Raw genomic sequence first — 17,096 nt, 5'->3', positions numbered from 1 at the left:
CCCCCGCACCGGCGGCCGCCCCCGCGGCCGAGGCTCCCGCGGCTCCGGCCCCGGCCCCTGCCTCCCCGGCCCCCGCGCCGGCGGCACCGCCTGCTCCCCCGGCACCCGCCGCCGCCGCGCCCGCCGCTCCTGCGGCACCCGCCGCCCCGGCTGCGCCTGCCGCTCCCGCAGCGGCCGCGTCGTCCGGCTCGGGCTACGTCACCCCGATCGTCCGCAAGCTCGCCGCCGAGAAGGGCGTCGACCTCGGCGCCCTCACCGGCACCGGCGTGGGCGGCCGCATCCGCAAGGAGGACGTCCTCGCGGCGGCCACCGCCGCCCCGGCCGCTCCTGCCGCCGCCGCGGCGCCCGCGGCCGCCAAGCCCTCGGCCAACGAGGTCGAGGTCTCGGAGCTGCGCGGCCAGACGGTCAAGATGACCCGGATCCGCAAGATCACGGCCGACAAGATGATGGAGTCGCTGCACGGCATGGCGCAGCTCACCTCCGTGGTCGAGGTCGACTGCACCAAGATCTGGGCGCTCCGCGCCAAGAGCAAGGCCGCGTTCGCCGAGAAGCACGGCGTGAACCTCACGTTCCTGCCGTTCTTCACCCGCGCGACCGCGATCGCCCTGCAGGAGCACGCGTTCCTCAACGCCTCCGTGGTGGACGACAGCATCGTGTACCACCCGTCGGTCAACCTGTCGCTCGCGGTGGACACCCCCAAGGGCCTCATGCTGCCGACGCTCAAGGACGCGGACTCGAAGACGATCGTCGACCACGCCAAGGGCATCGTCGACCTCGCCACCAAGGCGCGCGAGGGCGGCCTCAGCTCCGACGAGATCTCGGGCGGCACCTTCTCGGTGACCAACACCGGCTCGGGCGGCACGCTGTTCGACACCCCGATCGTCCCGGCGCCCCAGGTCGGCATCCTCGCCACCTGCGCGATCGTCAAGAAGCCGGTCGTGGTCAAGGGCCCGGACGGCGAGGACGTCATCTCGGTGCGCCCGATGGCCTACCTGCCGCTCAGCTACGACCACCGCATCGTGGACGGCGCGGACGCGGCCCGCTTCCTGCAGACCGTGAAGCGCATCGTCGAGGCGGGCGAGTTCGAGTCCGAGCTCGGCCTGTAAGCGACAAGGACAACTGCACATGCGCGTCGTGATCTCGGGCTCCTCGGGGCTCATCGGCACGGCGCTCACCCAGTCCCTGCACGAGGGCGGCCACGATGTGGTCGCCCTCGTGCGGCGTACCCCGGTGGGACCCCACGAGTCGCGGTGGGACCCCGCCGCGGGCACCATCGACGCGGACCTCGTGCGGTCCGCGGACGCCGTCGTCAACCTCGCGGGCGCGTCCATCGGCGACAAGCGCCTCACCGACTCGTACGTCGAGGTCGTGCGCGGGTCCCGCGTCGACTCGACACGCACGATCGTCGACGCCCTGCTGGGCGACGACAAGGGCGCCGGCTTCGGCGGCGTCCTCCTCCAGGGCTCGTCCATGGGCTACTACGGCTCGCGCGGCGAGGAGACCCTCTCCGAGCGCTCCACCCCCGGCCACACCGTCCTGGCAGACATCGTCACCGACTGGGAGGCCGCGGCGCAGCCCGCCCGCGACGCCGGCATCCGCACGGTCACGGTGCGCACCGGGCTGGTCCTCGCCCCCCACGGCGGCTTCGCCGAGCGCCTCCTGCCGCTCGTCACCAAGGGCCTCCTCGGCACCCTGGGCAAGGGCGACGCCTGGCACTCGTGGATCACGCTCGAGGACCACATCCGTGCGCTGCGCTTCCTCATCGACTCCGACCACGACGGCGCGGTCAACGCGATCGCCCCGCACCCGGCGCGCGACGCCGCGCTCATCCGCGCGCTCTCCGAAGCCGCGGGCCGCCGCCCCGGCTTCCACGTCCCGGCCTTCGTGCTCGAGGCGGCGGTGGGCCGCGCCATCGAGGACCTGCTGTCCTCCACGCGCGGCATCCCGGGCGTCCTTAGCCGGCTGGGCTTCGAGTGGCGTCACCCCACCATCGAGGACGCCGCCCGCTGGGTCATGGCGAAGCGCTGACCTCCGCCACCCGCCACCGCTCCCCCGACCACTCGAGCGTGAGCCGCACCTCCTGGCGCTCCGCGGGGATCTCCACGCGCGCACCGGCCGGGCCCACCCGCGCGTGCGCCTCAAGCCGGTAGCCGACCTCCACCACGGCCGTCCCGCCGGACGCCTCCAGCACCCGCGCCGTCCCCACGTCGACGTCGAGCCCGCGCAGCTCCGTCCCGGCGAGCAGCCGTGCCTCACGCGCCGCCGTCGCCCACGCCGATGAGCCCGGCACCGTCAGCGCGACCAGCGCCTCCCCGTCCCCCTCGGAGATGGCCGCCGCCCGCGCGACGGTGAGGGCGCGCGCGGCCTCGCCCGGATCCGGCAGGGACGATGCGGCGGCGGGCTCCGCGGGCCCGGCGCCGGCGGACGGCACGACGGTGGCGAGCGGCGGCCCCCACACCGCCCACGACACCGCCGCGACCACGACGGACGAGGCCGCCGCGAGGCGCAGCGGGCGCCGGCGCAGCCGCCAATGCCAGGCCCGCGGGTCCGTCGCCGTGCGCGCCAGGGGCGCGACCTCGCTCCCGGGCTCCGCCGGCGCCTCCGGCCGCCACCGCACGGGGGCGGCGCACGCCACGATGCCGCGCGCGACCGCGCCCGCCGAGGGACGGCGCGCGGGGTCCGCGTCGAGCAGCGGCGCCATCCAGGCCTCGGCGACGGCCCGCAACGACGGATGCGCGGCGGCCAGCGCCACCGCGCCCAGCGCGTGCACGTCGTCCGCCGGCGAAGGCGGGCCGCCGGCGGCACGCTCGGGGCCGGCGAAGCCCGGCGTGCCCCGCTCACCGCCGAGGGCGGGCGCCACGAGGTCGACGAGCACCGGGCGCGCGCCCACGACCACGTTGCCCGGCGCGACGTCGCCGTGCGCGAGCCCGTGCGCGTGCAGCGCGGCGAGCGCCTCCGCGATCCCGGCGACCAGCCACACCCAGCCGCCGAGGTCGGCCGCCCTTCCCGCCTGGGCGAGCGGCACCCCCGCGACGCGCGGCGCGCAGGTCACGACCGCGTCGTCCTCGCGCACCACGTCGAGCGGCACGCACAGGCCGGGATGCCCGACGACGCTCAGCGCCGCGACACGGGCGCGTGCCAGCCGCTCGGACGCGTCGCCGCGGCCGACCGTCCGGGTGACCCGGTCGAGCTGGAGAGGGGTGACGCGCCGCACCCCTCCACCGTCGCATCAGCGACGGCGGAGGGGTGCGTTGTCCACAGGGTCAGTCCGCGATGGCCTTCGACGGCCACCACGCCCGGCGGCCGATGTCCCCGATGAGGCCAGGCACCAGCAGCGAGCGCACCACGAACGTGTCGATGAGCACGCCCGCGGCGACGATGAACGCGATCTGCGCGAGGAAGATCAGCGGGATCACGCCCAGCGCCGCGAAGGTCGCGGCGAGGACGATGCCCGCCGACGTGATGACTCCGCCCGTGACCGCCAGCGCGCGCCGGATGCCCTGGCGGGCCCCGTGCTCGAGCGACTCCTCGCGCGCCCTCGACATGAGGAAGATCGAGTAGTCGACGCCGAGCGCGACGAGGAACACGAAGCCCAGCAGCGGCACCGAGGGGTCCGTGCCCGGGAAGTCGAACACGTGGTTGAACACGAGAGCGGACAGTCCCATGGTCGCGGCGAAGCTCAGCACGTTCGCCACGATGATGAGCACCGGTGCGAGGATCGAGCGCAGCAGCAGCATGAGCACCACGAGGATCACCGCGAGGATGGTCGGGAGGATCACCTTGAGGTCGCGCTCACTGGTGAGACGCGTGTCGAGGGACTCGGCCGCCTGGCCGCCCACGAGCGCCTCGGCGTCGACCGCATGCACCGCCGACCGGACGTCGGCGACGATGTCGAGCGCCTCGGCCGACGAGGCCGAGACCTGCGTGACCGCGTCGATCTCGACCCGGCCGTCGACCACGATCGGGTCCTCCGGCACCGCGCCCGCGGGGGCGCCGGCCGCGACCGCGGGGGTCAGCAGGTACGCCTCGGTGACGCCGTCGACGCCCGACACGGCGTCGAGCACCTCCTGCGCCGTGCCCTCGGCGGTGATGACGCGGATGGGCGACGTGGCGCCCGCATCGAAGTGCTGCTCGAGGAACTCGAAGCCCGTGACGGACTCGGTCTCCGCGGTGAAGATGTCGCGCTCGCCCAGGCCGCCCGACTTGAAGGTGGGCACGAAGGCTGCGAGCACGACGAGGCCGAGCGCCGCGAAGGCCCACACCGCGCGCGGACGCGAGTCCACGAAGCGGGACACGCGGCCCCAGATCCCGGCGCGCGCCTCGACGGCCTCGATGGTCTCCTCGGCCTCGTGGGCGTCGTCGCCGCGGTAGCGCGGCATCGCCGGCCAGAACACGCCCCGGGCGTGCTTGCCGCCGATGAGCAGCAGCGCGGGCAGCAGCGTGAGGGCCGCGAGGAACGATGCGGCGATGCCGATCGCGCCGGCGGGGCCGAGCGCGGCGTTGGACTTGAGGTCGCTCAGCAGCAGCACGAGCAGGCCGAGGACCACGGTGCCGGCCGAGGCGGCGATGGGCTCGAGCGAGCGGCGCCACGCCTTCGCGAGGGCCGAGTAGGGCGAGCGGATGCGCAGCAGCTCCTCGCGGTAGCGGGCGACCAGCAGCAGCGCGTAGTCGGTGGTGGCACCCACGACGAGGATGAACATGATGCCCTGGCTCTGGCCGTTGAGCGTGATGACGTCCGCGGAGGCGAGCGCGTAGACCGCGATGATCGCGCCGGTGAGCGCGAGCATCGACGTCGCGAGCACGAGGAACGGCAGCACGGGGCTGCGGTACACGATCAGCAGGATGACGAGCACGACGCCGAGCGCGACCAGGAGCAGGATGCCGTCGATGCCGCCGAAGGCCTCGACGAGATCCGCGACCAGGCCCGCGGGGCCCGTGACGTAGCCGGTGAGGCCCGTGTCGGCCTCCTCCCACGCGGTGCGCAGCGTGTCGACGTAGAGCTGGCCGAGCGACTCCTCGCCGACCATCTCGTCGAAGACCTCCGCGTCGACCGCGAGGGACACGAGGATCGCCTCGCCGTCCTCCGACGGGATCGCCGTCGGCCCCTGGCCCTGCGGGCCGGTGAGGGTGACGTCGCCGACGGTGCGGCCCTCGGGGTCGCCCTCGAGGGGCATGGTGAGGACGTCGTCGACGAACGCCTGCACCGTCGCGACGTCCTGCGCGCCGCCCTCGACGGCGAGGAGCGCGGGGACGGACTCGGTGGGGGCGAACTCGGCGTGCGCGTTCGCGGCCTCTGTCGACTCGGCGCTGGACGGCAGGAACGCGGCGGAGTCGTTCTCCTGCACCTCGGAGAGCTTGCCGAACGTCTGACCGCCGGCGCCGCCGATCGAGAGCCAGCCGAAGATGACCAGGACGATGAGCAGGGGACGTGCCCAGGATCGTAGTTTCACATCCGGAATGATGCCCGATGCCCCCGGAAGTATTCCCACCCTCGCCAAGAGTTACCATCCTGTGATGCAGATCGTCCCCCTCGACCTCGGCACGCGCCTCGTCCCGTACGAGGAGGCGTGGGCGCTGCAGCGCGAGATCCATGCCCGGGTGGTCGCCGGCGAGTCGGAGGACACGCTCCTCCTCGTCGAGCACGAACCCGTCTACACCGCGGGCAAGCGCACGGCCGCGTGGGACCGTCCCGTGGACGGCACCCCGGTGGTGGATGTCGACCGCGGCGGCCGCATCACGTGGCACGGCCCGGGCCAGCTGGTCGGCTACCCGATCGTGCGGCTCGCGGAGCCCGTCGATGTGGTGCGCTACGTACGTTCCCTCGAGCAGGCGGTCATGGACGTGTGCGCGTCGTTCGGCCTCGAGACGATGCGCGTCGAGGACCGCTCCGGCGTGTGGCTGCCCGGGACGGACGAGCGTCGCGAGCGGAAGATCTGCGCGATCGGCGTGCGCGTGGCCAAGGGCGTGACGATGCACGGCTTCGCGCTCAACTGCACGCCCGACCTCGGCTGGTTCGACCGCATCGTCCCGTGCGGCATCTCCGACGCCGACGTGACCTCCCTGTCCGCCGAGCTGGGACGCGACGTGCCGCTCGCCGAGGCCGTCGAGCCGACGGTGCGATTCCTGGAAGCCGCCCTCGCCGACGTAAGGTGGGCCCAGGCGCCCACCGGCGCATCGTCCGACCTCCCCACGAAGGAGCCCGTGTGACCATCGCCCCCGAGGGCCGCAAGATGCTGCGCGTCGAGGCCCGCAACGCCGCCGTCCCCATCGAGCGCAAGCCCGAGTGGATCCGCACCAAGGCGACCATGGGTCCCGAGTACAAGGACCTCAAGGGCCTGGTGAAGACCGGCGGCCTCCACACCGTGTGCGAGGAGGCGGGCTGCCCCAACATCTTCGAGTGCTGGGAGGACCGCGAGGCGACGTTCCTCATCGGCGGCGACCAGTGCACGCGCCGCTGCGACTTCTGCCAGATCGACACCGGCAAGCCCGCGGACTTCGACGCGGACGAGCCGCGCCGCGTCGCGGAGTCCGTCCAGCAGATGGGCCTCAAGTACTCGACCGTCACGGGCGTGGCCCGCGACGACCTCGAGGACGGCGGTGCCTGGCTCTACGCGGAGACCGTGCGCCAGATCCACACCCTCAACCCGGGCGTGGGCGTCGAGCTCCTCATCCCCGACTTCAACGCGGACCCCGACCAGCTCGCCGAGGTGTTCTCGTCGCGCCCCGAGGTGCTCGCGCACAACCTCGAGACCGTGCCCCGCGTCTTCAAGCGCATCCGTCCCGGCTTCCGCTACGAGCGGTCGCTGTCGGTGCTCACCGCGGCGCAGGAGGACGGCCTGGTCACCAAGTCGAACCTCATCCTCGGCATGGGCGAGACGTTCGACGAGGCGGTCGAGGCGCTGCGCGACCTGCACGCCGCCGGCTGCGACCTCATCACCATCACCCAGTACCTGCGCCCCTCCCCGCGCCACCACCCCGTGGACCGCTGGGTCAAGCCGCAGGAGTTCGTCGAGCTGTCGGACGTCGCCGAGGAGATCGGCTTCCTGGGCGTCATGTCCGGCCCGCTCGTGCGCTCCTCGTACCGCGCCGGCCGCCTCTGGGGCCAGGCGATGAAGCGCAAGGGTCGTCCCATCCCCGCGTCGCTCGCGCACCTCGGCGAGGAGACCGAGTCGCGCCAGGAGGCGTCCGCGCTGCTCAAGGCGCGTCCCGAGCTCGGCTGATCGGCGCATCGTCCCGCGGCCGCCGGGGCCGTCCCTGAGCGCGCGCCGGCTGCGACTAGACTGTGCCGCATCATGGCTAAGAACGACGCACCGAAGCCCAAGAAGCAGCGCTGGTACTCCCTGATCATCCAGGCGTACAAGGTCACGGCCCCGCACGACAAGTACCTGCTGCCCGGCATCCTCGCCATCCTCATCGGCGGCATCGCGCTCGCGGTGCTGATCGGCCTGCTGGTCGGCGGCACCGCTGCGATCATCTACGCGTCGATCTTCGGCGTGCTCACGGCCGCGCTGGGGGCGATGTACTTCCTCACCCGCCGCTTCGAGCGCAACGCGTTCATGCGTATGGAGGGCCAGACCGGCGCGTCGCTCGCGGTCGCCCAGACCATCCGCTCGGGCTGGAAGTTCGAGGACCAGCCGGTGAACATGGACACGCGCGGCAAGGGCGTCGTGTTCCAGGGCGTCGGCAAGGGCGGCATCCTGCTGCTCGCCGAGGGCGGCTCGATCATCCACAAGCCCGCCGAGCAGTCCAAGAAGCGCATCGAGAAGCTCGTGCCGGGTGTCCCGGTCACGATCATCTACGTCGGCACCGGCGAGGGCGAGGTGCGCCTCGCGGGCCTCACCAAGGCCATCCGCCGCACCAAGAAGGCCCTGGGCCGCAACGACCGCCCGACGGTCGAGGCGCGCCTCAAGGCGATCGGCGGCGCGAAGCCCCCGATGCCCAAGGGCATCGACCCGGTGCGCGCGCGTCCCGACCGCAAGGGCATGCGCGGCCGCTGAGCCACCCCTGTCGGAGACCGTCCGTGACCCCCTGCGGGGAGCTCACGGACGGTTTTTCGCTTTCTGGGACTCCTGCGGGGAGTTCAGCGACGCCGGTCAGCCGATCGCGACGCTCACCCCGGTCGCGGTCGAGCCGAAGCGCACCTCGGTGAGGTCGCGCACCCGCACCAGCCCCTCGGTGGCCGGGGTTGCGAGCGATCCCACCACGATCACGGTCGCTCCGGCGGCCCTGGCCGCGCGGATGCCCGCGTCGGAGTCCTCGAGCACCACGCAGTCCTCGACGTCGAAGCCGAGCGCGTCGGCGCCGCGGCGGTAGGGCTCCGGGTCGGGCTTGCCGTGCTCGACGTCCTCGGCCGCGATGAGCGTGGCGACCTCGGGGAAGCCGAGGCGACCCATGCGCCGCAGCGCGGCGTCGCGGACCGCGGAGGTGACGACGGCCCAGCGGCCCGCCGGGAGGTCGTGCACCGCGGCGACCGCGCCGGGGATCTCGACGTCCGCGTCGAAGCGCTCGTTCTCCCACTCCTCGATGCGGCGGTACCACGGCTCGATGTCCGCCTCCTCGCCGAGGAAGTGGCGGAGCGTGGCGCGCGCGGGCACGCCGTGGACGTACGCGAGCACGTCGGCGACGTCGAACCCGGCCTGGCGGGCGAAGTCGCTCCACACCACGTCGACGGTGGCGGTGGAGTCGATGAGCGTGCCGTCCATGTCCAGCAGCACGGCGGCGACGTCGAGCTCGATCATGACGAGGTCCTCTCTCCCCCGACGCGCACCACGCGGGTGCCGGCGAGGCGGTCGTGGAGCCCGCGCCCGTCGGGTCCCCACACGACCGCGGGGATGACGAGCGCGAGCAGCCCGGTGCGGATCGCGGCCTTGCCGAAGCCGACGGCGAGCGCGCCGTCCTCGCGCACCACGCGCACGCCCATGAGGCGGTGCCCGATCGTGGTGCCGAGGGTCGACACCAGCAGCAGGTGCTGGACGGCCCACACCGCGAGCGTCGCGAACGGCACGCCGGCGAGCAGGGCCCGCTCGATACCGGTGACGCCCTCGGTCGCGTAGGACGGGTCCGGGAAGAACGCCGACGAGATCAGGAGGCACAGCACCCAGTCGATGGCGATGCCGGCGAGGCGGCGCGGGACGAGGGCGGAGGGCACGGTCTGCTCGGTCACCGAGCAAGCCTAACGGGACGATGCGCGCCCGCCCGGCCGTCGCATCGTCCCGCCGGAGGCCCCTTCCGATACCACCCCGCGAGGGGTGCCACATGTAACACTCTCGAAACATCGCGTGTATGCGCAGGCAACGGAGCGCCCCTAGGGTGTGAGGTGCCACCGAAGGCCTGTCCAACCTCTTCAAGGAGTACCGGATGTTCAAAGACGCCAACGAGGCGATCGAGTATGTGAAGAACGAGGGCGTCGAGTTCGTCGACATCCGCTTCTGCGACCTGCCCGGCCAGATGCAGCACTTCAACATCCCCGCGTCGCAGTTCACCGAGGACGTGTTCACCGAGGGCGCGATGTTCGACGGTTCGTCGATCCGCGGCTTCCAGGCGATCAACGAGTCCGACATGAAGCTGCTGCCGGATGTCGCCACCGCGTTCATCGACCCGTTCCGCACGGCGAAGACGCTCGTCATCAACTTCTCGATCGTGGACCCGTTCACGAACGAGCCCTACTCGCGCGACCCCCGCAACATCGCGGCGAAGGCCGTGGAGTACCTGAAGTCCACCGGCATCGGCGACACCGCGTTCTTCGCGCCCGAGGCCGAGTTCTTCATCTTCGACTCGGTGCGCTTCGACACCGCGCAGAACGAGGGCTACTACCACATCGACTCCTCCGAGGCCTGGTGGAACACCGGCAAGGAGTTCGAGCAGGACGGCACCCCGAACCGCGGCTACAAGACGCGCTACAAGGGCGGCTACTTCCCCGTCTCCCCCGGCGACCAGTTCGCGGACCTCCGCGACGAGATGTGCAAGGTCCTCGGCGAGGTCGGCCTCGAGCTCGAGCGCGCGCACCACGAGGTGGGCACCGCCGGCCAGCAGGAGATCAACTACCGCTTCAACACGCTGCTGCACGCGGGCGACGACATCCAGAAGTTCAAGTACGTCGTCAAGAACGTCGCGTGGCGCGCGGGCAAGACGGTGACCTTCATGCCGAAGCCGCTCTTCGGCGACAACGGCTCGGGCATGCACGTGCACCAGTCGATCTGGAAGAACGGCGAGCCGCTCTTCTACGACGAGTCGGGCTACGGCGGCCTCTCGGACATCGCCCGCTGGTACATCGGCGGCATCCTGAAGCACGCGCCGTCGCTGCTCGCGTTCACCAACCCGACGGTCAACTCGTACCACCGCCTCGTGCCGGGCTACGAGGCCCCGGTCAACCTGGTGTACTCGGCGCGTAACCGCTCCGCCGCGGTCCGCATCCCGATCACCGGCTCGAACCCGAAGGCCAAGCGCATCGAGTTCCGCGCGCCCGACCCGTCGTCGAACCCGTACCTCGCGTTCGCTGCGCTCCTGATGGCCGGCATCGACGGCATCAAGAACCGCATCGAGCCCCCGGCCCCGGTCGACAAGGACCTGTACGAGCTGCCCCCGGAGGAGCACGCCCAGATCCAGCAGGTGCCGGCCTCGCTCCCCGCGGTGCTCGACGCCCTCGAGGCGGACCACGGCTTCCTCACCGAGGGTGGCGTGTTCACCGAGGACCTCATCGAGATGTGGATCGACCTCAAGCGCACGCAGGAGATCGACCCGCTGCGCTTCCGTCCGCACCCGCACGAGTTCGAGCTCTACTACGACTGCTAAGCAGCTCTCGTAGCGCTCTTCGGAGGCCCGCCATCCCGTCAGGGGTGGCGGGCCTTCCGCTTTCCCGGGACGCCCGTCCCCGCGCTCCACTGACACATGGGTCCACGATTCTGGGCCGAAAACGGCGCCCATGTGTCAGCGGAGCGCAGCCGGGGGCGCGGGCACGCGGCGGACGCGACGGGTCAACCCCCGACGGCCCTCCACATCAGCGTCACCGGCGACTGGTCGATCACGGTGGGGAACCGGCCCGCCTCGACGTAGCCGTGACGGGCGTAGCGGGCGTTGTTGGCCGGGTTGCTCGACTCGAGGTAGGTGGGCATGCCCTGCGCGTCCCAGCGCTCGAGGTCGGCCGCCAGGTGCGCCATGCCGAGCCCCCGGCCCGCCGCGCGCGGGTGCGTCGCGAGCAGGTTCAGGTAGGCGTGCGGCGGGCGGAGGGCACGATGCTCCTCGAACCGGGACCACAGCGTGAGGAGGTCCGCGACCCGGGACGCCGGCAGGGACGCGTCGAGGTGGCGACGCAGTGCCTCCGCCTGGTCCTCGGACATCTCGGGCTCGCCGTCGGGGAGCCACACCGAGACCGCGTCGGCCTCGCCCGAGACCCACACCGTCCCGTGGCGCATCGCCCCGTCGACGAAGAACCGCCAGAACGCCGGGATGTGGTCCAGCGCCCCGTCGGGCCGCGCTAGGGCCACCTCCCACACGGGGTCGTGCGCGAAGGCCAGAGCGACGGTGTCGACCACCGCGTCCAGGTCGTCCGCCGTGGCGGGGCGAGCGGCCATCGTCCTACCGCACCGCGTCGACGAGCGCGCCGGCCATCGCGACGATGCGGTTGTCGTCGGCCTCCGGCGTGAACCCGAGCCGTGCGATCACCACGCCCTCGGACGGCACCACGACCACCTTCTGACCGTCGTGGCCGGACGCGAAGTACGTGTCCGCCGGCAGCTCCTCGTCGATCACGGAGCCGTCCGCGCGCGTGTTCGACCACCAGCCGGACGCGTAGCCGTCGGAGCCGGGCTCGATCTCGGTGTCGACCGCGACCGTGGACGCGGCCATCCACCCCTCGGGCAGCAGCCGCTCTCCGTCCCACACGCCGTCCTGCAGCACGAACTGGCCCACGCTGGCCCACTCGCGCGGCGTCGCCCACATGTACGAGCCGCACACCGGGGTGCCGGACGCGTCGGCCTCGAGCACCGCGCTCCCCAGCCCCAGCGGGGCGAACAGCTCGCGGCGGGGCAGGTCCGCTCCCCCGCGGCCGTCGGTCACGACGTCGCACAGCAGGGTCGTCGAGCCGCTCGAGTACTGGAGGTAGGACCCAGGAGAATGCGCGAGCTCCTGCGAGGCGACGTACGCGCCCATGTCGGGCTCGAGGTACAGCATCCGGGTGATCGGGGTGCCGAGATCGTAGGTCTCGTCCCACTCCAGCCCGCTCGTCATCTGCATGAGCTGCCGGATGGTGATCGCGGAACGCTCGTCCGTCCACGCGTCCACGAGGTGGTCGTCGTCGAGCGACACCTCCCCCTGCTCCACGAGCCGTCCCACCAGCAGGTTGGTGACGCTCTTCGTCATCGACCAGCCCAGCTGCGGGGTCTCCGGTCCGAAGCCGTCCGCGTAGCGCTCCGCCACGAGCGCGCCGTCCTTGAGCACGACGACCCCGCGGGTGCCCAGTGCCGCGCGCTCCTCCTCACCGAGGTCGTCGCCGAAGCCGTACGCCAGGGCGTCGGCGACCGCCGCATCGTCGCTGGTGACGAGGGGCGAGGCCGCGTACGGGTTGGCGTCGGCGGTGACCGCGGTCGGCTCCGGGAGGCCGGTGGGACGCTCGGACGCGAGCGTGCAGCCGTAGCCCACGGTCGCCCACGCGTCCTGACCGGCCAGCACCCCGAACACGCCCGCGCTGGCGCCGCTGCCGTCCGACGCCACCTCGGTGCGCATGACGGGCACCAGGGGGTTCGGCGGCAGGTCGTCCGCCGCATCGTCCCGTCCGGCGATCGCCTCGAGCGCGCACGCGTTGTGGGCGGCGTACCCGGTGCCGGTGACGAGCAGCGGTCGCTCGTACCAGTAGGCGGCGGTGATGCCGACGGCCACGGTGGCGGCGCCGGCGAGCAGGATCGTGCGGATGCGTGGCATGGAGGCCGGGGGTCCCTTCGGTGTCGACCCGATCGCGCCCGGCTCCCGCCGTCCTCGTTGAGGCGGGCCACCCTGGTGGCGCCGATCGAGCGGGCCAAGACTACGACACCCTGCGGGTGCCTCCCGACACGCGGGGGACGATGCGGCGGCTCAGTCGCCCTCGAGCGCCTCCCCCGGCGCGGGCGCCGGCGCGGCCCCGCGTGCCCTTCCCCCGATCACGGCGACGACCACCGGCCCGAGCACCGCACCCGCTCCCACCACGGCCACGAGCGACCACGGCGATCCGGCGGCGCCCGCGAGCGGCGACGCGATCGCCCCCGCCGTGAACTGGCAGATGCCCAGCAGGCCCGACGCGGCGCCCGCCCGGTCGCGCGCCGCTCCCATCGCCAGCGTCGTCGCGGACGGGATGACGAGGCCGACGCACGAGATCGCGAGGAACAGCCCCGCCATCACGAGGGCGAGCGTGTCGACCGCGACGCCGACGGCGAGGATCGCGGCGCCCAGCAGCGAGGCCACGTGCCCCACCGCCAGGATCCGCACCGAGCCGACGCGCGCGATCAGGTGCCGCGTCGTCATCGAGGCGATCACGATCCCCACGGCGTTGAGCGCGAACACGTAGCTGTACTGCTGCGGCGTGAGGCCGAAGCCGTCCTGCAGCACGAACGACGAGGCGCCGATGTACCCGAACAGCACCACGCCCAGCGCCGTGATCGCCCCGAGGTACGCGAGGAACGGCCGGACGGTCAGCACCGAGCCGAGCTCGCGCGCGATCGCCCCCGGACGGGGCGCGATCCTCCGCTCGGGCGGCAGCGTCTCCGGCAGGGCACGCGCCGCGACCGCCGTGAGCACCACTGCCGCGCACGCGAGCACGACGAACATGCCGCGCCAGCCGGTGAAGCGCGCGAGGAACCCGCCGAGCAGCGGTGCGACGACCGGGGCGACCGCGGCCACGGCGCCCAGCGTCGCGAACGCGCGACCCGCGGCGGCGCCCGGGTACGCGTCGGCGACGATCGCGCGGGTCACGACGATGCACGCGGCCGCCGCGAGCCCGGTGAGGAACCGCAGCGCGAGGAGCGTCTCGATCGTGGGGGCGAGCGCGCTGAGCACGTGCGCGACCGCGTAGGCGAGCGCCCCGGCGAGCAGCGGCAGCCGCCGCCCCACCGCGTCGCTCAGCGGGCCCAGCACCACCTGCCCGCCCGCGACGCCCACGAGCACCGCGGACAGCGTGGCCGCGGCGGCCGCCGCGGAGGTGGCGAGGTCGTCCTGCAGCGTCGGCAGTACCGGCATGTAGACGTCGGTGGTGAACACGACGAGCGCGGTGAACGCCGCGAGCAGCAGCACCAGGTGGCGCGGGACGTCCCGGGCCGACGCCTCGCTCACCCGTCCGCCGGGCGCTCGAGCAGCTCGACGAGGTTGCCCTCCGGGTCCGCGACGAACGCCATCCGGATGCCGGGCTCGGGCGACGGCCGCGGGGTCATGACCGGGCGCGCGCCGAGCGCGAGCAGGCGATCGAAGGCCTCGTCGAGGCCCGCGACGTCGAACGCGACATGGCCGAAGCCCTCGCTGAGCGCCGCCTCCGCGGGGTCCGCGGCCCGCAGGCCCGGGCGCGACCCGGGACGATGCAGGAGCTCGAGCCGGCGGCCCGCGCCCGGCTCGCGCAGCATCACGAAGTCGAGCGCGACCGCGTCGACACGCCCCTCGAGCTCGACCTCGTAGCCGAACGCCGTGGCGTACCAGGCGGTCGCCGCCGCGAGGTCCGCGACGTTGAGACCCACGTGATCAAGCCGGGGACGGTCACCCATGGATGTTCAGCCCCTCCCGGTCCTTGCAGAGGTAGCCGGCGATGCGGCCCTCGGGGTCGCGTCGCGCCCGGATCTCCTCCAGCCGCGCGTAGTGCTCGGGGCTGAGGAAGCGGTCCTGCCGGGCGGTGAAGTCGGTGTCGCCCAGGTAGACCCCGACTCCCCCGTCCCGCGCGATCGCCGCGGTCCGCTCGTGGACGCGCGCCCGGTAGCGCGCATCGTCCGCCGCGTCCGGGTAGATGAGATAGGTCGCGACGTACACGTTGCCCTCGACGGAGAAGGCCATGTCCGGCAGCTCGCGGGTCGGGGCCCAGCCGTACCAGATCGAGAACGAGTGCTCGGTGTCGAGCTCGCGCCAGATGTCGAGCAGCAGCGGGGCGAGCACGTCGGCGGAGGCGTTGGTCCAGGCGCAGTCCACCGCGTACCGGTAGCCGTCGGGGTTCTGGTCCATCTGCGCGACGCTCTCCTGCGCCATCGACGTCGGGCCGGTGACGTGCCCGAGCTCGCGCCCGGCGACCGGGCACTCGCCCAGCCCGGCCAGCAGGGCCTGCGCCTCCTCGGCGGAGCCCGCCATGCACGTCGCGTGCAGCAGCAGCACGGTGCCGCCGGGATGCGCGACGCCGTCGTACAGCGGCACGTCGGGCAGCCGGGTCGCCGCCATCACGGGCTCGACGCGACGGTCGAGGCGCGGCAGCACGTCGTGCAGCCAGTGGATCACCGCCTCCGCGTCGTCGAGGTGGAAGGTCCACGTGTCGTGCCACATGACCTCGGGCTCGGGGTACGTCTGCAGGTGGAAGCGGGTGACGATGGCCGGGAAGCCGGGTCCGGCGCCGCGCGCGGCCCAGTAGAGGTCGGCGTTCTGCTCGGCGTCCGCGCGCAGGTGCTCGCCCTCCGCGGTCACGACGTCGACCGCGACGACGCTCTCGCACGCCCAGCCCTTGGCACGGCCGTTCCAACCCTGGCCGCCCTGCAGCAGGTAGCCGCCGATCCCGACCGTCGCGCAGTGGCCGCCCGGGAACGCTCGACCGCGCTCGGCGAGGAACGGCGCCAGCTCGAGCGCGCCCATCGTCGCGGGGCCGGCGGCCACGACACCGGTCTCCTCGTCGTAGGACAGCGACCGCAGGTGGCCGAGGTCGAGCAGCAGCGCCTCGTCGCGCACGCTCCACGCCGCCCACGAGTGGCCGCCGGAGCGGACGCTCACGGACCAGCCGCGCTCGATCGCGAGGCGCACGCCGGCGACCACGTCGTCCTCGTCGGCGACCTCGAGCACCGCGGCCGGGTACCGGTCGGGCTTGCGGGCGTTGAACACGCGCCCGACGCGCGCCTCCTCGTAGCCGGGCTCCCCGCGCAGCGTCAGGCGGCCGCGCACGGTGGGCGTCGTCGCGGCGCTCATCCGACGACCGCCGCGCCGCCGTCGACCGGGATGTTCGCGCCGGAGACGTGGGCGGACTCGGGGCTCGCGAGGAACAGGATCGCGTTGGCGACGTCCTCCGGCTGGCCCCACCTGCGCAGCGGCACGCGCGACAGGATCTGCTCGGCCGGCCCGTCGGGATCCTCGAGCATGGGGGTCGTGTGCGGCGTCTGCGTCATCGCCGGCGACACGGCGTTGACGCGGATCCCGTGCGCGCCGCCCTCGACCACCAGCTGGTACGTGAGCGCGAGCACCCCGCCCTTGGCGGCGCCGTGCGCGTTCTGCGGCATGAACCACGCGCCGCGGCTCGCGGTGATCGACGCGACGTTGACCACCGACCCGCCGCCTCGGGCCACCAGGTGCGGCCACGCGGCGCGCGTCACGAGGAAGACGATGTCGAGCTCGTTGCGCATCGTGAACGACCAGTCCTCGTAGGACAGCACGTCGATCGCGCCGAAGCGGATCGCCGAGGCGTTGTTCACCAGCACGTCGACCCCGCCCGCGAGCGAGGCCGCCTCCTCGACCCACGCGGTCGCGCCCTCGGGCGTCGACAGGTCGACCGGGGCGACGGCGTCCATGGTGCCGCCCGCGGCACGGACGAGCGCCACCGTCTCCTCCGACGGCCCCGGGTTGAGGTCGCAGCCGACCACGTGCGCGCCCTCCCGGGCACAGGCGAGCGCGGTCGCGCGGCCGATGCCGCCGCCCGTGCCCGTCACCAGCACCGAGAGGCCCGCGAGGCGCCCGGTCACCTCGCGACCGCCCCGTCGGCCGGGCGCGGGGCGCCGCGGGATGCGGTTGTCGCATGCGATGGCTGAACGGTCACGTCTGCACTCCTTTGTGCGCGCCGGCTCCCGGAGGACCGGGCGACTTTCGTTTCATGAAAGCCACTTTCAGGCCGATGCTAGCCCGTCTCGCGCGACGAATCCAGCCGCCGACACGCCCGGCACGGCCGTCTGGACAGCCGCGGCCGG

General features: G+C 73.2%; 16 protein-coding genes. 6 read left to right on the top strand and 10 right to left on the bottom strand.

The window, feature by feature from the left end; all coding sequences use genetic code 11:
* On the top strand, window positions 1-1,106 hold a 1,106-nt coding region (sucB, locus tag AOM02_RS09290), incomplete at its 5' end, for a 2-oxoglutarate dehydrogenase, E2 component, dihydrolipoamide succinyltransferase (RefSeq protein WP_082105004.1).
* 19 nt (window positions 1,107-1,125) lie between these two features.
* A complete protein-coding gene (locus AOM02_RS09285) occupies window positions 1,126-2,028 on the top strand; it encodes a TIGR01777 family oxidoreductase (RefSeq protein WP_062298868.1) in 903 nt (300 codons plus the stop codon).
* Here the strand turns inward: AOM02_RS09285 and AOM02_RS09280 are convergent.
* A complete protein-coding gene (locus tag AOM02_RS09280) occupies window positions 2,012-3,214 on the bottom strand; it encodes a serine/threonine-protein kinase (RefSeq protein WP_062298867.1) in 1,203 nt (400 codons plus the stop codon). The two genes, AOM02_RS09285 and AOM02_RS09280, sit on opposite strands and share 17 nt — an antisense overlap.
* Before the next feature lie 49 nt (window positions 3,215-3,263).
* Complete coding sequence (locus tag AOM02_RS09275; RefSeq protein WP_062298866.1) at window positions 3,264-5,450, bottom strand: MMPL family transporter; 2,187 nt, start codon at window positions 5,448-5,450, stop codon at window positions 3,264-3,266.
* A 64-nt stretch (window positions 5,451-5,514) separates the two neighbouring features.
* Here AOM02_RS09275 and lipB point away from each other — a divergent pair, with 64 nt between their 5' ends.
* The 3 genes from lipB to AOM02_RS09260 all read left to right on the top strand — a co-directional run bounded on the left by lipB (window position 5,515) and on the right by AOM02_RS09260 (window position 7,997).
* Window positions 5,515-6,207: a lipoyl(octanoyl) transferase LipB gene (gene lipB, locus AOM02_RS09270; protein WP_062298865.1), complete on the top strand. Its 693-nt coding sequence runs from the start codon at window positions 5,515-5,517 to the stop codon at window positions 6,205-6,207.
* A complete protein-coding gene (gene lipA, locus AOM02_RS09265) occupies window positions 6,204-7,220 on the top strand; it encodes a lipoyl synthase (RefSeq protein ID WP_062298864.1) in 1,017 nt (338 codons plus the stop codon). The genes lipB and lipA overlap by 4 nt, the downstream gene beginning before the upstream one ends.
* 72 nt (window positions 7,221-7,292) lie before the next feature.
* Window positions 7,293-7,997 (top strand): DUF4191 domain-containing protein, encoded by a 705-nt coding sequence (locus AOM02_RS09260; protein ID WP_062298863.1) that lies wholly within the window; start codon window positions 7,293-7,295, stop codon window positions 7,995-7,997.
* Window positions 7,998-8,093: 96 nt separating this feature from the next.
* Here AOM02_RS09260 and AOM02_RS09255 read toward each other — a convergent pair whose 3' ends face one another.
* Both AOM02_RS09255 and AOM02_RS09250 read right to left on the bottom strand, forming a co-directional pair.
* Window positions 8,094-8,738, bottom strand: coding sequence for an HAD-IA family hydrolase (locus tag AOM02_RS09255; RefSeq protein ID WP_062298862.1), 645 nt, complete (start codon window positions 8,736-8,738; stop codon window positions 8,094-8,096).
* Window positions 8,735-9,163: an RDD family protein gene (locus AOM02_RS09250; protein WP_062298861.1), complete on the bottom strand. Its 429-nt coding sequence runs from the start codon at window positions 9,161-9,163 to the stop codon at window positions 8,735-8,737. Before AOM02_RS09250 ends, AOM02_RS09255 begins: the two co-directional genes overlap by 4 nt.
* 194 nt (window positions 9,164-9,357) lie before the next feature.
* On the opposite strand from AOM02_RS09250, the gene glnA reads away from it, so the two are divergent.
* Entirely contained in the window at window positions 9,358-10,791 is a 1,434-nt protein-coding gene (gene glnA / locus AOM02_RS09245; protein ID WP_062298860.1) for a type I glutamate--ammonia ligase, read from the top strand.
* A gap of 182 nt (window positions 10,792-10,973) precedes the next feature.
* Here glnA and AOM02_RS09240 read toward each other — a convergent pair whose 3' ends face one another.
* The 6 genes from AOM02_RS09240 to AOM02_RS09215 all read right to left on the bottom strand — a co-directional run bounded on the left by AOM02_RS09240 (window position 10,974) and on the right by AOM02_RS09215 (window position 16,874).
* Window positions 10,974-11,570: a GNAT family N-acetyltransferase gene (locus AOM02_RS09240; RefSeq protein ID WP_062298859.1), complete on the bottom strand. Its 597-nt coding sequence runs from the start codon at window positions 11,568-11,570 to the stop codon at window positions 10,974-10,976.
* Between the two features lie 4 nt (window positions 11,571-11,574).
* Window positions 11,575-12,915 (bottom strand): serine hydrolase domain-containing protein, encoded by a 1,341-nt coding sequence (locus tag AOM02_RS09235; RefSeq protein ID WP_062298858.1) that lies wholly within the window; start codon window positions 12,913-12,915, stop codon window positions 11,575-11,577.
* A 150-nt stretch (window positions 12,916-13,065) separates the two neighbouring features.
* Complete coding sequence (locus AOM02_RS09230; protein ID WP_062298857.1) at window positions 13,066-14,295, bottom strand: Bcr/CflA family efflux MFS transporter; 1,230 nt, start codon at window positions 14,293-14,295, stop codon at window positions 13,066-13,068.
* A complete protein-coding gene (locus AOM02_RS09225) occupies window positions 14,292-14,717 on the bottom strand; it encodes a VOC family protein (RefSeq protein WP_062298856.1) in 426 nt (141 codons plus the stop codon). Before AOM02_RS09225 ends, AOM02_RS09230 begins: the two co-directional genes overlap by 4 nt.
* Window positions 14,710-16,107, bottom strand: coding sequence for an FAD-binding oxidoreductase (locus tag AOM02_RS09220; protein WP_082104999.1), 1,398 nt, complete (start codon window positions 16,105-16,107; stop codon window positions 14,710-14,712). The genes AOM02_RS09225 and AOM02_RS09220 overlap by 8 nt, the downstream gene beginning before the upstream one ends.
* Entirely contained in the window at window positions 16,104-16,874 is a 771-nt protein-coding gene (locus tag AOM02_RS09215) for an SDR family NAD(P)-dependent oxidoreductase (protein ID WP_062298855.1), read from the bottom strand. Before AOM02_RS09215 ends, AOM02_RS09220 begins: the two co-directional genes overlap by 4 nt.
* Window positions 16,875-17,096 lie beyond the last annotated feature (222 nt).

Source organism: Demequina maris (assembly GCF_000971155.1).
GTDB lineage: Bacteria > Actinomycetota > Actinomycetes > Actinomycetales > Demequinaceae > Demequina > Demequina maris.
This window is presented reverse-complemented; position numbering and strand designations above follow the sequence as displayed.